A 17308-nucleotide genomic window follows, 5' to 3' on the forward strand; every position below is an offset into this window, starting at 1 on the left:
ACTGTCTACCAGCCGCGGGCCCGCCAGGCGTCGAGGTGGGGACGTTCGGCGGCGACGGTGGTGTCGGAGCCGTGGCCGGGATGGACCACCGTGTCGGGCGGCAGCTCGAGCAGACGCTGGACCGAGGCGATGATCGCGGTGAAGTCGGACAGCGGCCATTGGGGACCGGTGAGGCCGGGGCCGCCGGGGAACAGGGTGTCGCCGCTGAGTAGGTGACCGGGAAGGCTGAGACACAGGCTGCCTGGGGTGTGGCCGGGAGTGTGCAGCAGTTCGACCGTCAACGGACCCACGGAGAGCCTGCTGCTGTAGTGATCCAGCTGACCGTCCCAGAGTCGCAGGTCCGGGGACGGTCGCGGGAGGTTGCCGCTAGCAACGAAATCGGGTGTCGCGGTGCCGGCGTCCAAATGGCCGTGCTGGGCGAGGTAGTCGAGCTCGGCAGCCCAGACCCGGGCTTCGTCCGGGTGACCGACGATCGGTACGCCGAACTCCCCGGCCAGCGCGGCGACAGCGAGGACGTGGTCGGCGTGGGCATGAGTGATCACGATGCCGGTCACGTCGAGATCGGACACCGCCGCGGCGATCCGGCGCGGTTCGTCACCGGGATCGACGATCAGCGCCTCGCGGCCGCCGAGTGGTCTCACCACCCAGCAATTGGTGTCCAGGTAACCCACCACGATGCGCCGAAGCTCCACCCCGTTGGCCTCGTCGATCACGCGACCTGCTTCAGCAACCGGTCGGCCCAGCCGGGATCGTTGTCCTGGGCAACGGGATAGCCGGACGCCCACGGCCCGACCCAATGCACCGTGATGCCGGGGTTGTGGACACCGCTCCCGTCCGGCAGGAACAGGTGCGGACTTCCTTGTACGGCGTCCGTCACGGCGACCGCGTGGTCGGCCATGACCGCGGACCGGGCCCGACCATCGTCGAGAGCCGCGCCCAGCGCAACACTGTCGACCGTGTCCACCTCCGCGGCGACATCGAGGATGACCTGGCGATGCCCGATCGACCGCGACTCCAGCCAGAACGCCCGCCGCAGCGCGTGGTCGAGATCCTCCGACTGCCGCAGCCCCTGCTCCTTGGCCGCGTGCACGGCCTCGGCGGCGAGCAACACTGTCGAGGGATACGTCCAGTCCGGCTTCGTCCACAGCCGGAAACCTGCCTCCGGCTCCAACTGGCCAAGGCCGACCGCCTCGCTGTCGGTGCCCGGCCGGGAATGCGGCCCGTTGAACAGCTCGAGCGCGAACGTGTGATGGTCGAGTCGCACCTGATCATCGAGCCCGAGCCGCGCCCGCGCCGCCCGAAGCCGATGAATCGCGACATGGGCGAACGGGCAGAGCAGGTCCGACCAGACCTGGATCGTCCCCGGTGCGGCCGTCGTCGCGGTCATTCGTCCTCCTCGTGATCGGCGCCCGCCGGGTTGCTGGTGAACCGCTCCGGCCTGAGCAGAACCGCCGTACGGCGATCTGCCGCCATGGCGCGGTCGTATTCGTCGAGATCCGGGTGGTTGCCGCCGGCAGCGTGGTAGATGTCGCGCAAGAACAACCGCAACTGCTCCGCGTCGAGGCCGGGCAGGGCGTCGTCCGGTCCGGCGAGCTCGACCGGTCCGGTGACCCCGACCCACTCCCAGCCCGCGCGAAACACCAACGTGGCTTGCGGGTCGCGGCGCAGATTGGCGAGCTTCGCCGTCCGTCCGCGCGCGACGAACGCCACAACCCGCTCGCCGGTGAGCGGATGCTCCAGCACCCCGGCGTTCACCACCGAGGTGGCCGGCTCACCAGAGCGGCGACGGGTAACGAGCACGGCCAGCCAGTGATCCTGCCGGCCGAGCTCGGAAACAAGGTCGAGCCCTCGATCCATGTCCATACCCAGGACGTTACCGGACCGCGGTCCGTTTTATCAAGACGAGGGCCTCACAGTGCCGAGGCGCTGCCAGAAGTCCTGCTCCAGGTCGGCGATGTCGCTCATCGGGCGGATCGCCGCCGTCAGCAGGTCTGCGGGGTCGCCGGCCTGCGCCGCCAGCGAGAACGCCGCGGCGACCTCCTCCCAGCGGTCGCCGATTGCGGTCAGCTCGGTGCCCAGAACGGCCAGCCGCGGCTCGCTGGTGATCGCGGCCGCCTCGGCGAGGAAGCGCGCGTACAGATAGCGGAAGATGCCGCCGCCGGTACCGCCGCGACGGTCGATGAACATCGCGGTACTGAAGCACGTACGGCGCAGTGCGTCGGGCGCGAGTACGTCGGGCCAGCGCACGGTCTCGCGGATCGCCTTCCGGATCCCGGGCACGCCGAAGTTCGCGATCGGCGGCGACAGCATCCCGCGGCAGACCTCGTCGATCGCCGCCGCGATCTCGGCCGGCGCCGGGTCCCGCGCACCGGCGAAGTCGAAGGTGTACCAGGTGTGCCGCGGCGGGAACGGCTTGAACTCCGAGCCGCGCGCCTTCTCGAGCACGTCCCGGTCGACCGGGTGCAACTCCTGATCCCGGTCGGCGACGAGCACCTGGCCGGTCTCCGGGTCGTAGCCGGCCACCACCACGACATGTCCACCGAAGTGGTAGCCCGCGGGCAGGTCGAAGTACGGCAGGAAGCCCATGTCCAGGTACACGAGGACCGGTTCGCCCGCGTCGAGAAGCTCCCGCAGCTTGGTCTCGGCGACCCGTGGACTCGTCGTGGCGTGGGACTCCACGAGGACTCCGGTGCGCCGGCCGGCGGTCTTCTCCAGCCCTTCCTCTCGAGGGCTCGCGTGGTTGGCGCGGCCGCCGTAGAAGGGATCGGTGTCCTTGAAGTGGAAGTAGACGAAACCGAGCCCACGGCCGAGCCCGAGCAGCATCTCCTCGGAGATCGGATGGCCATGGTGGTCGTAGATGTGCTTCAGCGACCCGGTCACACAATGCTGGGTCGGGTAGGTCGCGAACGCGGGAAATGGCCGCAGCGTCTGCGTCATCGGCGTATCCCTCCTCACCGTGGTCCCGCTCACGATCGTGCTCCGGCGGCACGGCGCGGCCCAGGGCCGTAGGTCCCGTGACCAAAGGCCACATCGCGCCTGCCCTCGATCCGCTCAGGCCGATTTACACTTCGAGACAGGAGTGTGAACGACGATGCCTGTGGTCTCGAGCTGGGAACCCTTCACGCCGCCGGCCGGCCGGCGCCGGCGCGAGTTGCTGGGCTGGCTCACGTACGCGCGGGTGGTCGCGCCGCCGGTGCCGGCCGTCGACCCGCACGAGTCCGAGCAGGTGCCGGTGCTGACGGTGCCCGGATTCCTTGCCGGTGACTGGTCGATGATTCCGCTCGCACGGCAGTTGCGCCGGGCCGGACACGCCACCTTCGGCAGCGGGCTCGTGCTCAACTGCGGATGCACCGAGATGCTGGTGGACCTGCTCGAGCGACGTCTCGAGGAGGTGGCCGACGAGTCCGGCCGGCCGGTCGCGCTCGTCGGACAGAGCCGGGGCGGCACCCTCGCCCGGATGCTGGCTGTCCGCCGGCCCGACCTCGTGGCCGGCCTGATCACCTTGGCGTCTCCGCTGCTGCATCAGTTGCCGACGACCCGATCCCTGATCGCGCAGGTCGATCTGATCGCCCGGCTCAACGTCTGCGCGTGGCCCTGGGTCCTCTCGCCCGACTGCCTGACCGGCGGGTGCGCCGAGCGGACGTCGGCGCTGCTCACGTCGCCCTGGCCCGCGTCGTTGCCCTTCGTGTCGGTGTACTCCCGCGAGGATGCGGTGGTGGACTGGCGGGCGTGCCTCGACCCGGCGGCCGAGCAGGTCGAGGTTCGCAGTACTCACAACGGGATGGGGACCGATCCCGTCGTTCACTACGTCGTGGCGGGGACGTTGGCGAAGTTGCGGCCGGTCAGTCGTCCACCTGCTTGAGCAGGACGGCCAGTTCCTCCGCCATCCAGTCCGCGATGCGTTGGACGTCCGGCACCTGATCGCGATCGGCGACGATGCCCGCGGTGAGCTCGCCGTGGTAACTCATCACCGTGATGTTCAGGCCGAGACCGTCGGTGATCCCGGCCAGCGGAACCATCGACTCCACCCGGGCGCCGGCGAAGTACAGCTGGTCGGGTGGTCCGGGGACGTTCGAGATGTTCACGTTCATCGCCGGCGTGAGCGGTGCCCAGGTGTTCAGGCCGGTGAGCAGTTGCGCGGTCAGCCCGACCAGCACCGGCGACACCAGCCGGATCGTGTCGGCCAGCGTATCCGGGGCGGTTGCACGGTGATCACGCAATGCGGTGAGCATGGCCTGATGCGCGGCGTTCACCCGGCCGTCCGGCTCGGGTTCGTCGGTGGGGATCCGGACCACGACCGCGCTGAGCTGGTTGCCGTACGAGCTCGGGCCGGATCCGCGCAGCGATACCGGTACGACGGCGGTCAGTGGATCCGCGGGTAGTTCGTCGTGTTCCAGCAGCCAGCGACGCAGGGCGCCTGCCGCGATCGCCATGACGACGTCGTTGACGCTCACTGTGAAGCGGTTCTTGACCCGCTTGACGTCATTCAGCGTCATGGTGGCGAGGCCGATCCGACGGTGCGGGGACACCCGCCGGTTGAACGACGTCCGCGGTGCCCCGAAGATCGGTTGCTCCTCCAGGCCGGTCAGGACTCCCGGGAGATCCGCCCAGGCCCGCAACGGCTGGCGGACGAGGTCCACCAAGCCGTGGATCAGCATCGCCGTGGTGTTCGGCGGCGGTGAGGTGACGACCTGCTCCGCACCCGGTGGCAGGTCGGGATGCGGGACCGGATCGGTCAGGATGGAGAGGATCTGCGCTCCGGTCCGGCCGTCGGCAGCGGCGTGGTGAACCTTTGTCAGCACGGCCGCACGGCCGTGCGCGAGTCCTTGGATCAGGTACATCTCCCAGAGCGGGCGCGACCGGTCCAGCTGGCGCGAGAAGATCCGCGCGACCTGCTCTCGCAGTTGTGCCTCGTCGCCCGGTGGCGGCAGTGCCGTCTCCCGGACGTGGAAGTCGAGGTCGACGCCGGTCTCGGCCCAGTAGGGACGGTCGAGGCCGAGCGGCACCCTGACCAGTCGCCAGCGGAACGGCGCGATCAGGTGCAGCCGATCGCGCACCATGGCACGCACCATCCCAACCGTCAGCCGGCCGTCGGGCAGCGCGCTGGGATCGACGGTGACCAGCGCCGCGGTGTGCGTCGTCACCCGGCTGTTCTCCGCGGCCAGGTACATCGCACCCAGGTCGTCAACCTGACGCATGGCCGGACTCCTGTCGTACGGCGTCCTCCGGCGCGCCGAAGTGGTGGAACGGGTCTTCCAGCACGCAGCGCAGCCAGTCCGCGGACCGGGCGGCGTACAGGCCGTCCTCGATCCGCTCGTCGAAGGTCCAGCGCAGTGGCAGCACATCGCGGACCCGGACGGCACCGTCGTCCTCGGCCACCGGGGTCGGCCGGATCCGGCCGACGACCAGGAACAGCGGGCAGTTCCCGTGCTCGTACAGGTGGTGGTAGGCGGCGTCGGTCTTCAGGCTGCCCAGGTTGGACACCACCGCCGACGAGTACATCGGGTCCGAGCGGGTCAGCCCGCTCGGCAGGGCGCCGCGGGCATCGAGCCAGTGGAACAGGCTGACGGCGACGTCCAGCACCGGAGTCGGCAGCGCCAGGAACAGCTTGAGTTCCTTGTCGACGTCGGAGCCGTTGCCCGACCGCGCGCCGGCGACCGCGTCGGTCAGTCCGCACACCATCGCGGCCAGGCTCTCGTCCGGCTCGAACCGCCGCTTCAGCATCTCCAGCGGAGCGTCGTCGGTCATCGCCCGCTTCGCGCCGAACGACAGGTAGACACCGTCGCGATCGTAGAGCCGTCGCCTCGCGATGAACCTGTTCATCCGCGGGCGCGCGTGCAGCATCCGGGCCACGGCGTGCAGCACCAGCAGGAAGACGCTCAGCCGCGGCCCACCGGCGGCGTTCCAGCGCCGGACCCATTCCTCGGCCGCGGTGCAGTCGACGGCCTGCTCGAAGTACACCGTGGACTCGGTCCGGCCGCGCATGATGAACGGCATGATGGCCCGTTCGTCGGGGACGTCAGCGACCAGCCGTCCGTCCCGGCGCGGCAGTCTGGCCCGCAGCTCCATGGTGTCCTCCCTCGGTCTCGATCCTGAACACCTGGGACGTGCCCGAGTAGGGCCGAAGGGCCTGTCCGTGGCAGCGGATCCGGTACTCGCCGGCCGGAGCGTCAACGGGCACCGTCCACGTGACAACGGCCACCTGACCGGTCCGGTCGCGACGCCACCGGAACGTGGTCGACCAGTCGCCGTCGTCGGCGACCCGTCGCCAGCGGGCCCGGTCACGCCGTAGCACTTCGAGGTAGGTGCCGTTGCGGCGCAGGTCGTTGTTCGGGTACGCCGCGGCGAAGGCTGCCGTCACCAGATCGCCCGGGCGGTAGCTCCGTCGTGGTTCGACGAGAACGTCGCCGAACTGATGACCCGGCGGGGGCACGTCGGGCGGGATCCGGGGCCGGGCCTCCCGCTGCCGATGGCTCAGATCCGGCTCGGGGTCGCCGTACGGCGCTGGGACACCTTCCCGCATCGCAGTAGCCAGACCGGCGGCGACCTGTTGTAGACCGGGCAACGTCCAGCGCCCGAACAAGGTGCTGCCGCCCTCGTACTGCTGAGTGTCGTACTCCTCCGGCGTGGTCACATAGTGCAGGTAGCCGTTGCTGTAGCCGGCGACCAGCACGTCGGCGGGATCGGCGCCGACGATGGCGGCGACGGTACGACGCAGGCGCAGGCCGGCGACCACCGTCACCTCGGCCGGGATGCCGATCAGGTACAGCGGCCCGATCCGCAGCAACTGGATCGGCCCGCGCCGGGCGACGTACGGTCCGAGCAGGTCGAGGGCACGGCCGCCGACCACCATGCCCTTCGGCGCCTGGACGTCACGAAGCCGGGGAGCGCAGGTGTAGACGAGCTTGGAAAGCCCGTCCCAGAAGGGATTCCGGCCTTCCTGGAAGCCGCCGAACGCCGGGCCGTCCTCATGACTTCCGGCCAGTGCGGCCGCGCCACCGACCGGGTTGCCGGTGCGGTGCTCGCGCCCGTCGCCGGTGAACTCGGGCCGGACCACGAGCGTGCCGAGGTCGACATGGGTGAGCCGATGGTCGATTCCTCCGGTCACGGTCCGGCCCGGGCAGGTCATCAGTGCCGCGGCGGCCTCATACTGCCGGAGGCCGATCAGCCGGGTGTTCTCGACCTCGTCCGCGGTCGGACCGTGACCGGGGCGCAGGTCAAGGTTCGGCGTCAGGTCGCCGGCGTTGGTCTGGGCGAAGGCCACGACGAAGTCGCCCGGCCGGCGGTCGGTGTAGTCGACACCGGTCACCAATCGTTCCCAGTGGTAGGCGGCGTACCCCTTGTTGTCGCCGCTGATCAGGGTGTTGGCGTTGGTCATGCTGGTGTTGTGGACCCCGAACCAGTTGATCGCCGCGACCGGCTCGCCGCCGCGCTCGATCCGCAGCAGCGTGGTCCGTGGGTCGATCCCGTCCGGGAACAGTGCCCGCTCCGCCGCCGGGTTGTTGTCAAAGGCAACTTTCGACCGGTTGGCGCTGGCGTCCCGCAGTTCGCCGTGCGCGAGGGTGAGGGTGGCCGGTGCCAGATCGTCGTGGGCCAGCCCGGCCGCCTCGGTGATCCCGTCGACGATCGCGGCGAAGGTCTTCGGCCGGAAGCCGCCGGTGTTCGAGTGGTACAGCCGGTGATGCGAGTAGCCGCCGGGTCCGCTGTGCGTGTGGGTCGCGGTGATCATGGTGTTGTGCTCGGTGTAGAGATCGCCGTACCGCTCGGACAGCCGGCGGAGCACCGCGCGATGGATGCTGTCGAAGATCATCGGCAGGTCGTTGACGACGAGCAGCACCCGGCGGCCGCTCGCCGGATGCACGATGACGAAGGCGCGCGACCGCAGTCGCAGCTGGATCCCGTCACTGCGCTGCCAGGACTTGCCGTACCCGAGCATGCCCGCCCCGGCCGGCTCACCGGTGATGTCCGCGATGCCACAGCCGGCCAGGTACTCGATCGCGGTCACCTCAACGCGCCAGGTAGCCGCCGTCGATGCTCAGCTCCAGGCCGGTGACGAAGGACGCGTCGTCACTGGCCAGGTACGCCACGCCCGCGGCGATCTCGTCCGGCCGCCCGAGCCGTCCCATCGGCGTCAACTGGACCATGGTGTCCCAGAACGGCGTGTTCCGGGTCGAGTCGAGGATCGGGGTGTCGATGAACCCGGGATGGATCGAGTTGACCCGGATGCCGTCCACGGCCCAGTGCAGGGCGGCGTTCTTGGTCAGCGTCCGGACCGCACCCTTGGCCGCGTGGTAAGCCGGCGAGGTGCCGAAGCCACCGCTGACGCCGAAGATCGAGCTGATGTTGATCACCGACGCGTGACCGGATGCCTTCAGGTACGGCGCAGCCGTCCGCATCCCCAGGAAGACGCCAGTCTGGTCGATGTCGATGGTGTGCTGCCAGTCCTTCAGCGTGGTCTCCTCGATGGTGGCCAGGTCGCCGATACCGGCGTTGTTGACGAGGATGTCGATCCCGCCGAACTCCGCCGCGGCCCGGGTGCAGGCGTTCTCCCAGTCGACCTCGCTCGCGACGTCGTGCCGGACGAACACCGCGCGTGCTCCGGAGTCGCGCAACGCCTCCGCCACGGCCTCGCCTGCCTCCACGGCGATGTCCGTCAGCAGTACCGCGGCCCCCTCCGCGGCCAGCCGCCAGACTGTCGCTTTCCCGATTCCGCTGGCTGCGCCGGTCACCATTGCCACTCGATCGTCAAGCCTGCCCATCACTGACCTCCTTCGCCGGGGGCCTGCCGTAGCCCATCGCTTCCACTCTTCGGGGCGGTACGGGCGAGCGGCAGAGCCGGAGGTCTAGTCGGAGCCGGGCCGATAGACCCTTCAGCGTGGCCAGAGCACAGGCTGGATCGCCGGGTCCGTGTAGTCGGGGTCGGGGTTGTGGCGAACGAGGGTGTCGTTCGGGTGGGTCGAGCCGGGGCGCCAGTGGTTGTCGGTGGGCTGGAGGTGGATGGCGAGTGAGCGGCGTGGCTCCGTACCTCGGTTGGCCGAGCTGCTGTGGACGGTGCGGCAGTGGTGGAAGCTGACCTGGCCGCGGCGCATGCGGGGTACGACGGGGGTCGGGTCGAAGCCCTGGGCGACGATCGAGGCCTCGAGGGCGGCCGCGTCCTGGGAGAAGAAGTCCAGGCCGGTGATGTCCCAGCGGTGACTGCCGGGCAGGAACGAAACGGCGCCGTTGACCTCGTCCACGTCATGGAAACCGACCCACGCGGTGAGCATGTCGTCCGATGTACAGGACTGCCAGTACTGCCGATCGGTGTGCCACCCCACGCGGGCCGAGCCGCCGACCGGCTTCCGTAGGAGCTGGTCGTGCCACAGCCGGATCCCGTCCGCACCGGACAATGCGGCCGCGGTCGCGCCGATCGCGGGGTGCCGGACCAGCGCCGCCAGTTCGTCCACCCGGAGCGAGGCGTAGTCGTTCTTCCGCAGTACGTCGCCGTCGGACGGCTGCCAGCCACGAGTCGCAGGCAGGTCCGCAAGGGCGTGATCGTGGTCGCCGGCGTAGAAGCGCTCCATCCCGCGCTCGGCCGCGTCGAGCACCTCGGGCGGCACGATCACCGGCGAGATCCAGTAGCCGTGGTCACGGTAGAAGGCGATGTCTTCGGGTCTTGGAAGCATGCGAGAACCGTAGATAGCCGACCGGCCGGAAGCGTTGCCGTTGTTCAGGCGACTGGACACAATCTTCAGGTGTCCTTGTCCCGGCCGAGCGGCCTGCGCGCCGGCTTCCACGCCGACGTGCGGGACCCGGTCAGCGGCCTCGTACACGCCGGCGAGCAGTGGGTCCCCGAACAGTTCCTGATCGAGCCGCACGACCATCCGGTCTGGGAGATCTACCTGCAACTGCACGGCATCACACACTGGGTGGCCGGCGCCGAGAGCTATGTCCTCCAGCCCGGCCACCTGTTCGCCGTACCGCCGAACCTCGAGCATCACCTGGCCGGGCGCTCCGGCAACCACCACTTCTACTTCGCCGCCATCGACCTCGAACCCGTCGTACGACGCCAACCGGCGCTGGCGATGTCGTGGCCGAAGACCGTGGTGCACCGGGAGGCGGGAGAACTCGGGTATGCCTTCGCGCAACTGGTCCGCGAGCTCACCACGCGCTACGAGTACGCCGACGCCGGCCTGGCTCTCGCGGTCGACCAGCTCGTGCTTGCGGTCGCACGGTCGATGACGCCGACCGCCGTACCGCAGCTCGCGATGCATCCTGCGGTGCGGACCGTCAAACGGCTACTGGATCAGGAGTTCCACGAGCGGTGGACACTGCGGCAGTTGGCGGATCGCGTCGGCCTCGCGCCCTCGTACCTGGCCGAACTGTTCGTCGACCAGCTTGGTCAGCCCCCGCACCGCTACCTCAACGAGCGCCGGATCGACCGCGCGCGGCAACTCCTCGAAACCAGTGACGTGACCATCACGGCACTCGCCCTCAGCCTGGGTTTCAGCTCCAGCCAGCACTTCGCCCGCGTCTTCCGTCAACTGGCCGGCGTCACCCCAACCGGCTACCGCTCCTCGTCCGCGGCCGGGGGCAGGGTCGGGTAGTCGAGGATCGGGTAGAGGCCAACGGTGAAGCCGTACGTCGTGTCGCCGGATCGCGGCAGCTTGTCGAAGTGGTGGATCAGGCGGTCGACCTCGCGCCAGAACTCGGCCGCCCGCTCCTCCGGGATCCGGGCGTGCCGGATGAACGAGTACATCTGGCCCGCGTCGTACGCCGGTTTGGACTCCTCGGCCGCGACCTCGAAGTCGTTGAAGTCGTGCGGCAGTTCCCCGCCCTGGCGGCCGAGACCGATGTAGAACATCCGCGCGGCCCGGCCGTAGAACCGCTCCTCGATCGCCCGGACGCGACGGGTCCGGACGACGCGCAGGATGCCGGCGTCGGTCAGCACCTTCACGTGGTGCGCGACCGTGCTCTTCGGGCGTTTGACCGCGGTGGCCAGCTCGGTCACGGTCGCGGCCCGCTCGTGCAGCAGGCCGAGGATCGTCGTCCGCAACGGGTCGCTGATCGCGCGCACCTGCTCCGCGGTGGTCAGCTCGATGGTGTCTGCCAGCTCGTAATCCGGCACCGGGCTGTTGATCGGCATGATCCGAATAGACTAGCATCGCGGATTGTTCGAGATATTTGGATCATTGGAGCTGACGATGGCCGAGGTCGTGCTGTACCACCACGCGCAGGGACTCACCGACGGGGTGAAGTCGTTCGCCGAGGAACTGCGCCAAGCGGGTCACACCGTCCACCTGCCTGACATGTACGAAGGGCATACGTACGCGACGCTCGACGAAGGCCTGGAGTATGCGAGGACAACGGGGTTCGGGGTCGTCAACGAGCGCGGCGTCCAGGCCGCACAGGGCCTCGGCGACCGGCTCGTCTACGCCGGTTTCTCGCTCGGCGTGATGGCGGCCCAGCAGCTTGCGCAGACCCGCCCCGGGGCGACCGGAGCGCTGTTCTTCTACTCGTGCCTGCCGGCGGAGGAGTTCGGTGGGTGGCCTGCGGGCGTCCCGGTCCAGGTGCACGGCATGGACGAGGATCCGCTCTTCACCGAGGAAGGCGGTGACCTGGACGCCGCCCGTGCCCTGGTCGCGTCCACCGACGAGGCCGAGCTGTTCCTCTACCCCGGCAAGGAGCACCTGTTCGCCGACTCGTCACTGCCCGGGTACGACGAGGCCGCGGCGAAGCTGCTCACCAGCCGGACGCTCGCGTTCCTCGACCCGATTCGCTGACGCCTGCCAGACAGACAGCAACCGCCCACACCGTGACGGTGTGGGCGGTCGGGTTCCTCAGAGGGCGTGGAGTTTGGGGAACGGGGCGAGGATGCGCATGAGCTTCCCGGCACCGAAGTCGACGACTACCGCGTAGCCGCCGTCGACCGAGGTGATCCGGCCCAGGCCTTCCTTGTCGTGGGACACTCGCTGGCCGACCTCGAAAACCTTGACCGGGTCGGGCACGCGGGGTTTGAACGGGCTCGTGGACAGGTGACGACGCGTCGTCGCGCGGAAGGAATCCATAGCACCTTCAGTATGCGCCACCTGGCCGCCGGGAATCTTCACGATCAGGAAACTCTCGCGTCGGCGGTCCGCGCCGGCGCCGCTGCACCGGTCTGGACCGGTTGCCGGGAGAACTGATCAACTGTAGGCGTTGAGGTTCCGGTCGGCCCACTCGCGGAAGCTCCGTGCGGGCCGGCCGGTCAACTCCTGCACCGCACTCGTGACGAGGTCGGACCGCGGCCGGTTCTCGGCGCTGTCGATGAGCGCCTCCACGAGCGCCGGCGGGCGACCGTCCGCGAGCAGTTGCGCCCGGGCGTCGTCGAACGGCGTCGGGGCGAAGGTGAGTTCGCGGCCCAGCGCCGTACCGAGGATGCGCACCTGATCGGCGCGGCTCAGGACCTCCGGGCCGGTCAGGGTGTGCGTGGTGCCCGGCTGGGCGTCGAGCAGGACGCGTACGGCGGCGGCCGCGATGTCGGCGGGATCGATCACCGCGGTCGCGGCGCTGCCCGGACCGCGCACGACGTCACCGGCGCGGAGTTGCGCGGCCCAGCCGAGTGCGTTCGACGCGAAGGTGTCGGCCCGCAGGATCGTCCACTCGAGACCGGTCGCCTGGACGGCTGCTTCGAGGTCGGCGTGCAGTCGCGTGATCGGGTCGGTGTCGCGGCCGAATCGCACGGCCGACGAGGACAGGTAGATCACGCGGCGCGCATGCCGGGCGATCACGTCGAGGGTCTCGCCCGCGCCGTCGGGGGTGAGGAACGGCCAGACCAGGAAGACTGTGTCGACGCCGTCGAGTGCTGTGGTCAGGGTCTCCGGCCGGGCGAGGTCGGCGCCGGTGCTCCGGAGGAGTGCTCGGGCTTCACCCGGGTTCAGCTGGGTCATCACAGCTCGGCCGACGTTCCCGGTCGCACCCGTCACGAGGATCATCTTCTGGACAACCCCGGGTGCGGCCGGGCTATTCCGCATAGGTTCGGTGCATGCGGGAGTTCAGGATCGAGGTGCCGGACGGAGCCTTGGTGGATCTGGCCGAGCGGCTGGGACGGATTCGTTGGCCGGGGCAACTACCTGGGGGCGGGTGGGATCGCGGGGTGCCGGTCGACTATCTCCGCCAGGTCGTGGAGCGGTGGAAGGCGTACGACTGGCAGCGGTGGGAGGCGCGGCTGAACGCGTATCCGCAGTACACGACGCGGATCGACGGGCAGACGATTCACTTCCTGCACGTGCGATCGCCGCAGGCCGACGCGCTGCCGTTGATCCTCACCCACGGCTGGCCGGGGTCGATCGCGGAGTTTCTGCCGATCCTCGGCCCGCTTACCGATCCGGCGTCGTACGGCGGGGATCCGCGGGACGCCTTCCACATCGTGGCGCCGTCCGTGCCCGGGCATGGGTTCTCGATACCACTCGAGTCGACCGGCTGGAACCACGACCGGATCGCGCGGGCGTGGGCCGAGCTGATGGCGCGCCTGGGGTACGAGCGGTACGGCGCGCAGGGTGGGGACACCGGGTCGGTCGTGTCACCGCTGGTCGGGCAGGTCGATCCAACGCATGTCGTCGGTGTACATATCAACGGGGGACTGGCCTATCCGGCGCTCGAGCCTGGTGATGTCGAGCAGTTGAACGACGCCGAGCGCGCGCGACTGGCGGCGGCCGAGCAGCTGCGTGCGGTCGGGACGGGATACGCGGAGTTGCAAGGCACCCGGCCGCAGACGGTGTCGTTCGGGTTGAGTGATTCGCCGGTCGGGCAGTTGGCCTGGATCGTGGAGAAGTTCTGGGAGTGGACGGATCCGGCGCACGCGCTGCCCGAGGACGCGGTCGAGCTCGACCATCTGCTGACGGATGTCTCCATCTACTGGTTCACCAACACGAGCGCGTCATCGGCCAGCCTGTACTACGAGAATCGCGCCGCGGCCGACGACCTCAGGCCGGGTGTGCCGACCGGGGTGGCGGTCTTCCCGACGGATCCCGCGATCCGCCGGGTGCTAGATCGCCGGCACCGGATCGTCCACTGGTCGGAGTTCACCCGGGGCGGGCATTTCGCCGCGCTCGAGGCGCCGGACCTTCTCGTCGACGACATCCGTGCGTTCTTCCGGTTGGTCCGGTAGGCGGGCCGGGCCAACGAAGTTGACGAGCGTGCCGTCGCGCTCCGCGGTTGCCTCGGGCCAGCGGCGGCGGACCATCCGGAGGGTCCGGTCGTTGGCCGCGCCAACGACGAACAGGAAGTGCCGCGCGCCGGCCGCGATGGCGTCCGCGGCCGCGATCGACAGCATCCGGATCCCCAGTCCGCGGTTCTGGTCGGCCTCGGCGATGATCGCGGCCAGTTCGGCGGTGGCCTCGCCGGGCGCCCAGGCCCACATCGCGTGGCCGACGATCGTGGTGTCGCGGGTGGCGACGAACGCGGCGCCGGTCGGGCACAGCATCCGGAGCAGGAGCGCAGGCCGGAGTGGCCGGCCGATCGCGGTCTGGAAGCGGAAGTGGAGGCTGAGGTCCGTCATTCCGATCAGCATCCGGGCCAGCTCGTCCGTGTCCGGTTCACCGGCCCGGCGGACGAGCGGCGTCCGCGTCGCCGGCGGCCGCGGATCGCGGGTCCGGTCGATCTTCTGAGTCTGGTTCACGGATTCAGCCTGACCGGACTTGGCTGAGTCTGTCAAGCGGACTTATCATCGTCACATGACTGACGAGGTGCCCGAGGCGATGCGCTGGTCGACCGAGAACTGCACGATCTCCCGGACGATGGAGATCCTCGGCGACAAGTGGACCTTTCACGTGCTTCGCGAGTTGTTCGTCGGAGTCCGGCGGTTCGAGGACATCCGGGCCCGGGCCGGGATCCCGCGCCAGGTGCTGACCGATCGGCTCGCGGCGCTGATCGAGCGCGGCCTGATCCGCCGCCAGCCCTATCGCCTGCCCGGCCAGCGGGAGCGGTACGAGTACCGCCTCAACCAGGCCGGACTGGACCTCTATCCGGTGCTGGTCGCGATGATCCAGTGGGGCGATCAGTACCTCCCGCTCGACGGCGGTCCACCGATCGAGCCCCGCCACCGCGGCGACTGCGGTGAACACGTGAGCGTCGTACTCCGCTGCGAGGCGGGCCATCAGCCGGCACCGCGCGAGGTCGCCATGCGCCCCGGACCCGGAGCACAACCACGCGCCCTCGCCGGTTGAGGTCATCGACGGAGATTGGTGAGTGGCAGCGGTCCGCGCCGCACGTCAGACCTGGCGAACCCCACTGGAATCACGCCGCCGCCGATACGCCGCGCAGCGGTCACAAACGCGAGGCCGTGGACCCCAAAGAGGGGCCTTGAACACGAAATAACGTGTTCAAGGCCCCCACCGCCTGACCCAGCTCCCCACTCCAGGTCAGCGAGCACCCCTCGGCAACTCGTCGCCGCCGAAGCCACCATCACAACCCCAGCCGTTGTACTACAGGACGGCGATTGCCTCGCGGAGGATGCGTTCGGTCTCGCGGGGCTGGGCGGCCGTGATGGACAGCGCGTCCATGGTGACGACGTACGCGTCGAGTTCCTCGCGCTTGTCGAGGTAGACGGCGCTGGTCAAGTGTTCGATGTACACGATGTCCGGCAGGTCGCTGTCGTTGTACCGCAGCAGCGTGAACGCGCCGCCGGTCGCGGTGTAGCCGCCCTTGTCGAACGGGATGATCTGCAGCGTGACGTTATGCCGCCGGGAGGCCTCGATCAAGTACTCCAGTTGGCCTTTGAGCACTGCCTTGCTGCCGATCGGCCGGCGGAGTACGGCCTCGTCGACGACCGCCCAGAGCCGGGCCGGCCGTTGCCGGGTGAGCACTTCCTGGCGGCTCATCCGCAACGTGACCAGGCGCTCCTGCTCGGACCGCGACAACGGCATGTCCTGCCGGCCGAGCTGGACCACGGCCCGGGCGTAGTCGGGGGTCTGCAGCAGGCCGGGGATGAACTGGAGCTCGAACGTTCGGATCAGGTCCGCGGCCATCTCCAGGCCGAGGTAGGAGTGGAACCAGTTCGGCGTCAGGTCGTCGTACCGTTGCCACCAGCCCGGGTTGTTCGCCTCGCGGGCCAGGTTGAGCAGCCGGTCGCGCTCCTCGCCGTCCTTCAGCTTGTAGAGCGTGAGCAGGTCGTCGACGTCGCGGACCTTGAACCCGACCCGGCCGAGCTCAAGCCGGCTGATCTTCGACTCCGAGCCGCGGATCGCCCAGCCCGCGTCGGTCCGGGTGATCCCGGCTTCCTCGCGCAGGCGGCGCAGGTGTACGCCGAGCATGATGCGCAGGGCGGTCGGACCGCCGTACGCGCCCGGTTCCGTCACGCCTCGCCTCCCAGCAGCCTGTGTCCCGGTGCAGCAGTAGATCATTTCACAACAGATTGTGATTTCGTCCAGCCCGGCGCGCTAACACCATGTGTTCACGCGACCCTACTGTCAGTAGAGTCGGAACTACAGACATCCCGATCATCTGCGAGGCCCCACTGATGCCCGATGCCACCAAGGCACCCAGCTCGATCCCGGTGGGCGTCGACACCACCCGCGCCAGTATCGCCCGGGTGTACGACGCCGCGCTGAACGGCAAGGACAACTTCGAGATCGACCGCGAAGTGCTCCGCCAGGTCGCCACGGTCGCGCCCCAGGTCAACGACCTGGCCTGGTCGAATCGGAACTTCCTGATCCGGGCCTGCCGGTTCCTGGCCAGCCAGGCGGGCATCACGCAGTACCTGGACTGCGGCTCGGGCCTGCCGACGGCGGAGAACACCCACCAGGTGGTGCAGCGGCTGCTGCCGGAGGCGAAGGTGCTCTACATCGACAACGACCCGGTGGTGCTCGCGCACGGCCGCGCGCTGCTCGAGGAGAACGAGAACACCCGGTTCGTCAGCGCCGACATCTTCGACCCCGACGACGTCCTGAGCCTGTCGGAGGTGAACGACTTCCTCGACTTCAGCCAGCCGATCGCCCTGATCCAGAACGGCACGCTGCATCACTACATCGGCAACGACGGCCCGCAGATCATGCAGAAGTACGTCGACGCGGTCGTCCCGGGGTCGTACACGGTGATCGCGCACTTCTTCGACCCGGAGACGCCGGAGCACTCGCAGGTCGCGCGGATGATGGAGGAGAAGTTCGTCCACAGCCCGATGAAGAGCGGCGTCTTCCGCACCCGCAAGCAGCTGCTCGAGTTGTTCCCCGACCAGGAGCTGGTCCCGCCGGGTCTGGTGCTGTGCGACGACTGGTGGCCGGACGGCCCGCGGGTCAAGCCGCTCAACCAGGTCGAGGAGTGCATCGCCGGCGGAGTCGGCCGCAAACTCTGA

At 69.3% G+C, this 17308-nt stretch carries 19 protein-coding genes and 1 pseudogene; 6 read left to right on the forward strand and 14 right to left on the reverse strand.

Features of this window, described 5'->3' with window-relative positions:
* Positions 1 to 5 precede the first annotated feature (5 nt).
* From OG555_RS20990 to OG555_RS21005, 4 genes are read right to left on the reverse strand one after another with little or no spacing between them, the layout of a single operon-like run.
* Positions 6 to 713 carry an MBL fold metallo-hydrolase gene (locus OG555_RS20990; protein ID WP_329484621.1) on the reverse strand — a complete coding sequence of 236 codons (708 nt, stop codon included), beginning with the start codon at positions 711 to 713 and terminating at the stop codon, positions 6 to 8.
* Positions 710 to 1387, reverse strand: coding sequence for a DsbA family oxidoreductase (locus OG555_RS20995; protein WP_329484622.1), 678 nt, complete (start codon positions 1385 to 1387; stop codon positions 710 to 712). Before OG555_RS20995 ends, OG555_RS20990 begins: the two co-directional genes overlap by 4 nt.
* The gene (locus OG555_RS21000; protein ID WP_329484623.1) at positions 1384 to 1863 is read right to left on the reverse strand and encodes a TIGR03618 family F420-dependent PPOX class oxidoreductase; all 480 of its coding nucleotides are present in this window, start codon (positions 1861 to 1863) and stop codon (positions 1384 to 1386) included. The genes OG555_RS20995 and OG555_RS21000 overlap by 4 nt, the downstream gene beginning before the upstream one ends.
* A gap of 33 nt (positions 1864 to 1896) precedes the next feature.
* A complete protein-coding gene (locus tag OG555_RS21005) occupies positions 1897 to 2937 on the reverse strand; it encodes a BtrH N-terminal domain-containing protein (RefSeq protein WP_329484624.1) in 1041 nt (346 codons plus the stop codon).
* 154 nt (positions 2938 to 3091) lie between these two features.
* Between OG555_RS21005 and OG555_RS21010 the strand changes: the two genes are divergently transcribed.
* The gene (locus OG555_RS21010; protein WP_329484625.1) at positions 3092 to 3862 is read left to right on the forward strand and encodes an esterase/lipase family protein; all 771 of its coding nucleotides are present in this window, start codon (positions 3092 to 3094) and stop codon (positions 3860 to 3862) included.
* Here OG555_RS21010 and OG555_RS21015 read toward each other — a convergent pair.
* From OG555_RS21015 to OG555_RS21035, 5 genes are all read right to left on the reverse strand, one after another.
* On the reverse strand, positions 3843 to 5198 hold the full coding sequence (locus OG555_RS21015; RefSeq protein WP_329484626.1) for a WS/DGAT/MGAT family O-acyltransferase: 1356 nt from the start codon (positions 5196 to 5198) through the stop codon (positions 3843 to 3845). The two genes, OG555_RS21010 and OG555_RS21015, sit on opposite strands and share 20 nt — an antisense overlap.
* Positions 5185 to 6069 (reverse strand): 2-oxo acid dehydrogenase subunit E2, encoded by an 885-nt coding sequence (locus OG555_RS21020; RefSeq protein WP_329484627.1) that lies wholly within the window; start codon positions 6067 to 6069, stop codon positions 5185 to 5187. The genes OG555_RS21015 and OG555_RS21020 overlap by 14 nt, the downstream gene beginning before the upstream one ends.
* On the reverse strand, positions 6020 to 8005 hold the full coding sequence (locus tag OG555_RS21025) for a neutral/alkaline non-lysosomal ceramidase N-terminal domain-containing protein (RefSeq protein ID WP_329484628.1): 1986 nt from the start codon (positions 8003 to 8005) through the stop codon (positions 6020 to 6022). Before OG555_RS21025 ends, OG555_RS21020 begins: the two co-directional genes overlap by 50 nt.
* 1 nt (position 8006) lies before the next feature.
* Positions 8007 to 8759 (reverse strand): SDR family NAD(P)-dependent oxidoreductase, encoded by a 753-nt coding sequence (locus OG555_RS21030; RefSeq protein WP_329484629.1) that lies wholly within the window; start codon positions 8757 to 8759, stop codon positions 8007 to 8009.
* Between the two features lie 111 nt (positions 8760 to 8870).
* Positions 8871 to 9665, reverse strand: a complete 795-nt coding sequence (locus OG555_RS21035; RefSeq protein ID WP_329484630.1) for a phytanoyl-CoA dioxygenase family protein — start codon at positions 9663 to 9665, stop codon at positions 8871 to 8873.
* A gap of 69 nt (positions 9666 to 9734) precedes the next feature.
* Between OG555_RS21035 and OG555_RS21040 the strand changes: the two genes are divergently transcribed.
* The gene (locus OG555_RS21040) at positions 9735 to 10586 is read left to right on the forward strand and encodes a helix-turn-helix transcriptional regulator (RefSeq protein ID WP_329484631.1); all 852 of its coding nucleotides are present in this window, start codon (positions 9735 to 9737) and stop codon (positions 10584 to 10586) included.
* Here the strand turns inward: OG555_RS21040 and OG555_RS21045 are convergent.
* Positions 10547 to 11125, reverse strand: coding sequence for an ArsR/SmtB family transcription factor (locus tag OG555_RS21045; protein ID WP_329484633.1), 579 nt, complete (start codon positions 11123 to 11125; stop codon positions 10547 to 10549). The genes OG555_RS21040 and OG555_RS21045 overlap by 40 nt on opposite strands.
* Before the next feature lie 58 nt (positions 11126 to 11183).
* Between OG555_RS21045 and OG555_RS21050 the strand changes: the two genes are divergently transcribed.
* Entirely contained in the window at positions 11184 to 11762 is a 579-nt protein-coding gene (locus OG555_RS21050) for a dienelactone hydrolase family protein (RefSeq protein ID WP_329484634.1), read from the forward strand.
* A gap of 57 nt (positions 11763 to 11819) precedes the next feature.
* Here the strand turns inward: OG555_RS21050 and OG555_RS21055 are convergent, their stop codons facing one another.
* Both OG555_RS21055 and OG555_RS21060 read right to left on the reverse strand, forming a co-directional pair.
* Positions 11820 to 12047, reverse strand: a complete 228-nt coding sequence (locus tag OG555_RS21055; RefSeq protein ID WP_328523693.1) for a hypothetical protein — start codon at positions 12045 to 12047, stop codon at positions 11820 to 11822.
* A gap of 117 nt (positions 12048 to 12164) precedes the next feature.
* Entirely contained in the window at positions 12165 to 12953 is a 789-nt protein-coding gene (locus OG555_RS21060; RefSeq protein WP_329484635.1) for an NAD(P)H-binding protein, read from the reverse strand.
* A gap of 50 nt (positions 12954 to 13003) precedes the next feature.
* On the opposite strand from OG555_RS21060, the gene OG555_RS21065 reads away from it, so the two are divergent.
* Positions 13004 to 14128 carry an epoxide hydrolase family protein gene (locus tag OG555_RS21065; RefSeq protein ID WP_329484636.1) on the forward strand — a complete coding sequence of 375 codons (1125 nt, stop codon included), beginning with the start codon at positions 13004 to 13006 and terminating at the stop codon, positions 14126 to 14128.
* A 129-nt stretch (positions 14129 to 14257) separates the two neighbouring features.
* Here the strand turns inward: OG555_RS21065 and OG555_RS21070 are convergent.
* Positions 14258 to 14530: pseudogene (locus OG555_RS21070) on the reverse strand (GNAT family N-acetyltransferase); the annotation flags it as partial.
* A 163-nt stretch (positions 14531 to 14693) separates the two neighbouring features.
* On the opposite strand from OG555_RS21070, the gene OG555_RS21075 reads away from it, so the two are divergent.
* Positions 14694 to 15185, forward strand: coding sequence for a winged helix-turn-helix transcriptional regulator (locus OG555_RS21075; protein ID WP_329484637.1), 492 nt, complete (start codon positions 14694 to 14696; stop codon positions 15183 to 15185).
* Positions 15186 to 15443: 258 nt separating this feature from the next.
* On the opposite strand, the gene OG555_RS21080 is transcribed toward OG555_RS21075, so the two are convergent.
* Positions 15444 to 16316: a helix-turn-helix domain-containing protein gene (locus OG555_RS21080; protein ID WP_329484638.1), complete on the reverse strand. Its 873-nt coding sequence runs from the start codon at positions 16314 to 16316 to the stop codon at positions 15444 to 15446.
* Between the two features lie 161 nt (positions 16317 to 16477).
* On the opposite strand from OG555_RS21080, the gene OG555_RS21085 reads away from it, so the two are divergent.
* Positions 16478 to 17308: an SAM-dependent methyltransferase gene (locus OG555_RS21085; protein WP_329484639.1), complete on the forward strand. Its 831-nt coding sequence runs from the start codon at positions 16478 to 16480 to the stop codon at positions 17306 to 17308.

It is taken from the genome of Kribbella sp. NBC_01484 (assembly GCF_036227145.1).
Classification (GTDB): Bacteria; Actinomycetota; Actinomycetes; order Propionibacteriales; family Kribbellaceae; genus Kribbella.

Bases quoted from the DNA above. Each gene is read 5' to 3' on its own strand.
- OG555_RS20995 (WP_329484622.1), bottom strand. From the start codon at position 1,387: ATGACCGCGACGACGGCCGCACCGGGGACGATCCAGGTCTGGTCGGAC.
- OG555_RS21000 (WP_329484623.1), bottom strand. From the start codon at position 1,863: ATGGACATGGATCGAGGGCTCGACCTTGTTTCCGAGCTCGGCCGGCAG.
- OG555_RS21005 (WP_329484624.1), bottom strand. From the start codon at position 2,937: ATGACGCAGACGCTGCGGCCATTTCCCGCGTTCGCGACCTACCCGACC.
- OG555_RS21010 (WP_329484625.1), top strand. From the start codon at position 3,092: ATGCCTGTGGTCTCGAGCTGGGAACCCTTCACGCCGCCGGCCGGCCGG.
- OG555_RS21015 (WP_329484626.1), bottom strand. From the start codon at position 5,198: ATGCGTCAGGTTGACGACCTGGGTGCGATGTACCTGGCCGCGGAGAAC.
- OG555_RS21020 (WP_329484627.1), bottom strand. From the start codon at position 6,069: ATGGAGCTGCGGGCCAGACTGCCGCGCCGGGACGGACGGCTGGTCGCT.
- OG555_RS21030 (WP_329484629.1), bottom strand. From the start codon at position 8,759: ATGGGCAGGCTTGACGATCGAGTGGCAATGGTGACCGGCGCAGCCAGC.
- OG555_RS21035 (WP_329484630.1), bottom strand. From the start codon at position 9,665: ATGCTTCCAAGACCCGAAGACATCGCCTTCTACCGTGACCACGGCTAC.
- OG555_RS21045 (WP_329484633.1), bottom strand. From the start codon at position 11,125: ATGCCGATCAACAGCCCGGTGCCGGATTACGAGCTGGCAGACACCATC.
- OG555_RS21050 (WP_329484634.1), top strand. From the start codon at position 11,184: ATGGCCGAGGTCGTGCTGTACCACCACGCGCAGGGACTCACCGACGGG.
- OG555_RS21055 (WP_328523693.1), bottom strand. From the start codon at position 12,047: ATGGATTCCTTCCGCGCGACGACGCGTCGTCACCTGTCCACGAGCCCG.
- OG555_RS21060 (WP_329484635.1), bottom strand. From the start codon at position 12,953: ATGATCCTCGTGACGGGTGCGACCGGGAACGTCGGCCGAGCTGTGATG.
- OG555_RS21065 (WP_329484636.1), top strand. From the start codon at position 13,004: ATGCGGGAGTTCAGGATCGAGGTGCCGGACGGAGCCTTGGTGGATCTG.
- OG555_RS21075 (WP_329484637.1), top strand. From the start codon at position 14,694: ATGACTGACGAGGTGCCCGAGGCGATGCGCTGGTCGACCGAGAACTGC.
- OG555_RS21085 (WP_329484639.1), top strand. From the start codon at position 16,478: ATGCCCGATGCCACCAAGGCACCCAGCTCGATCCCGGTGGGCGTCGAC.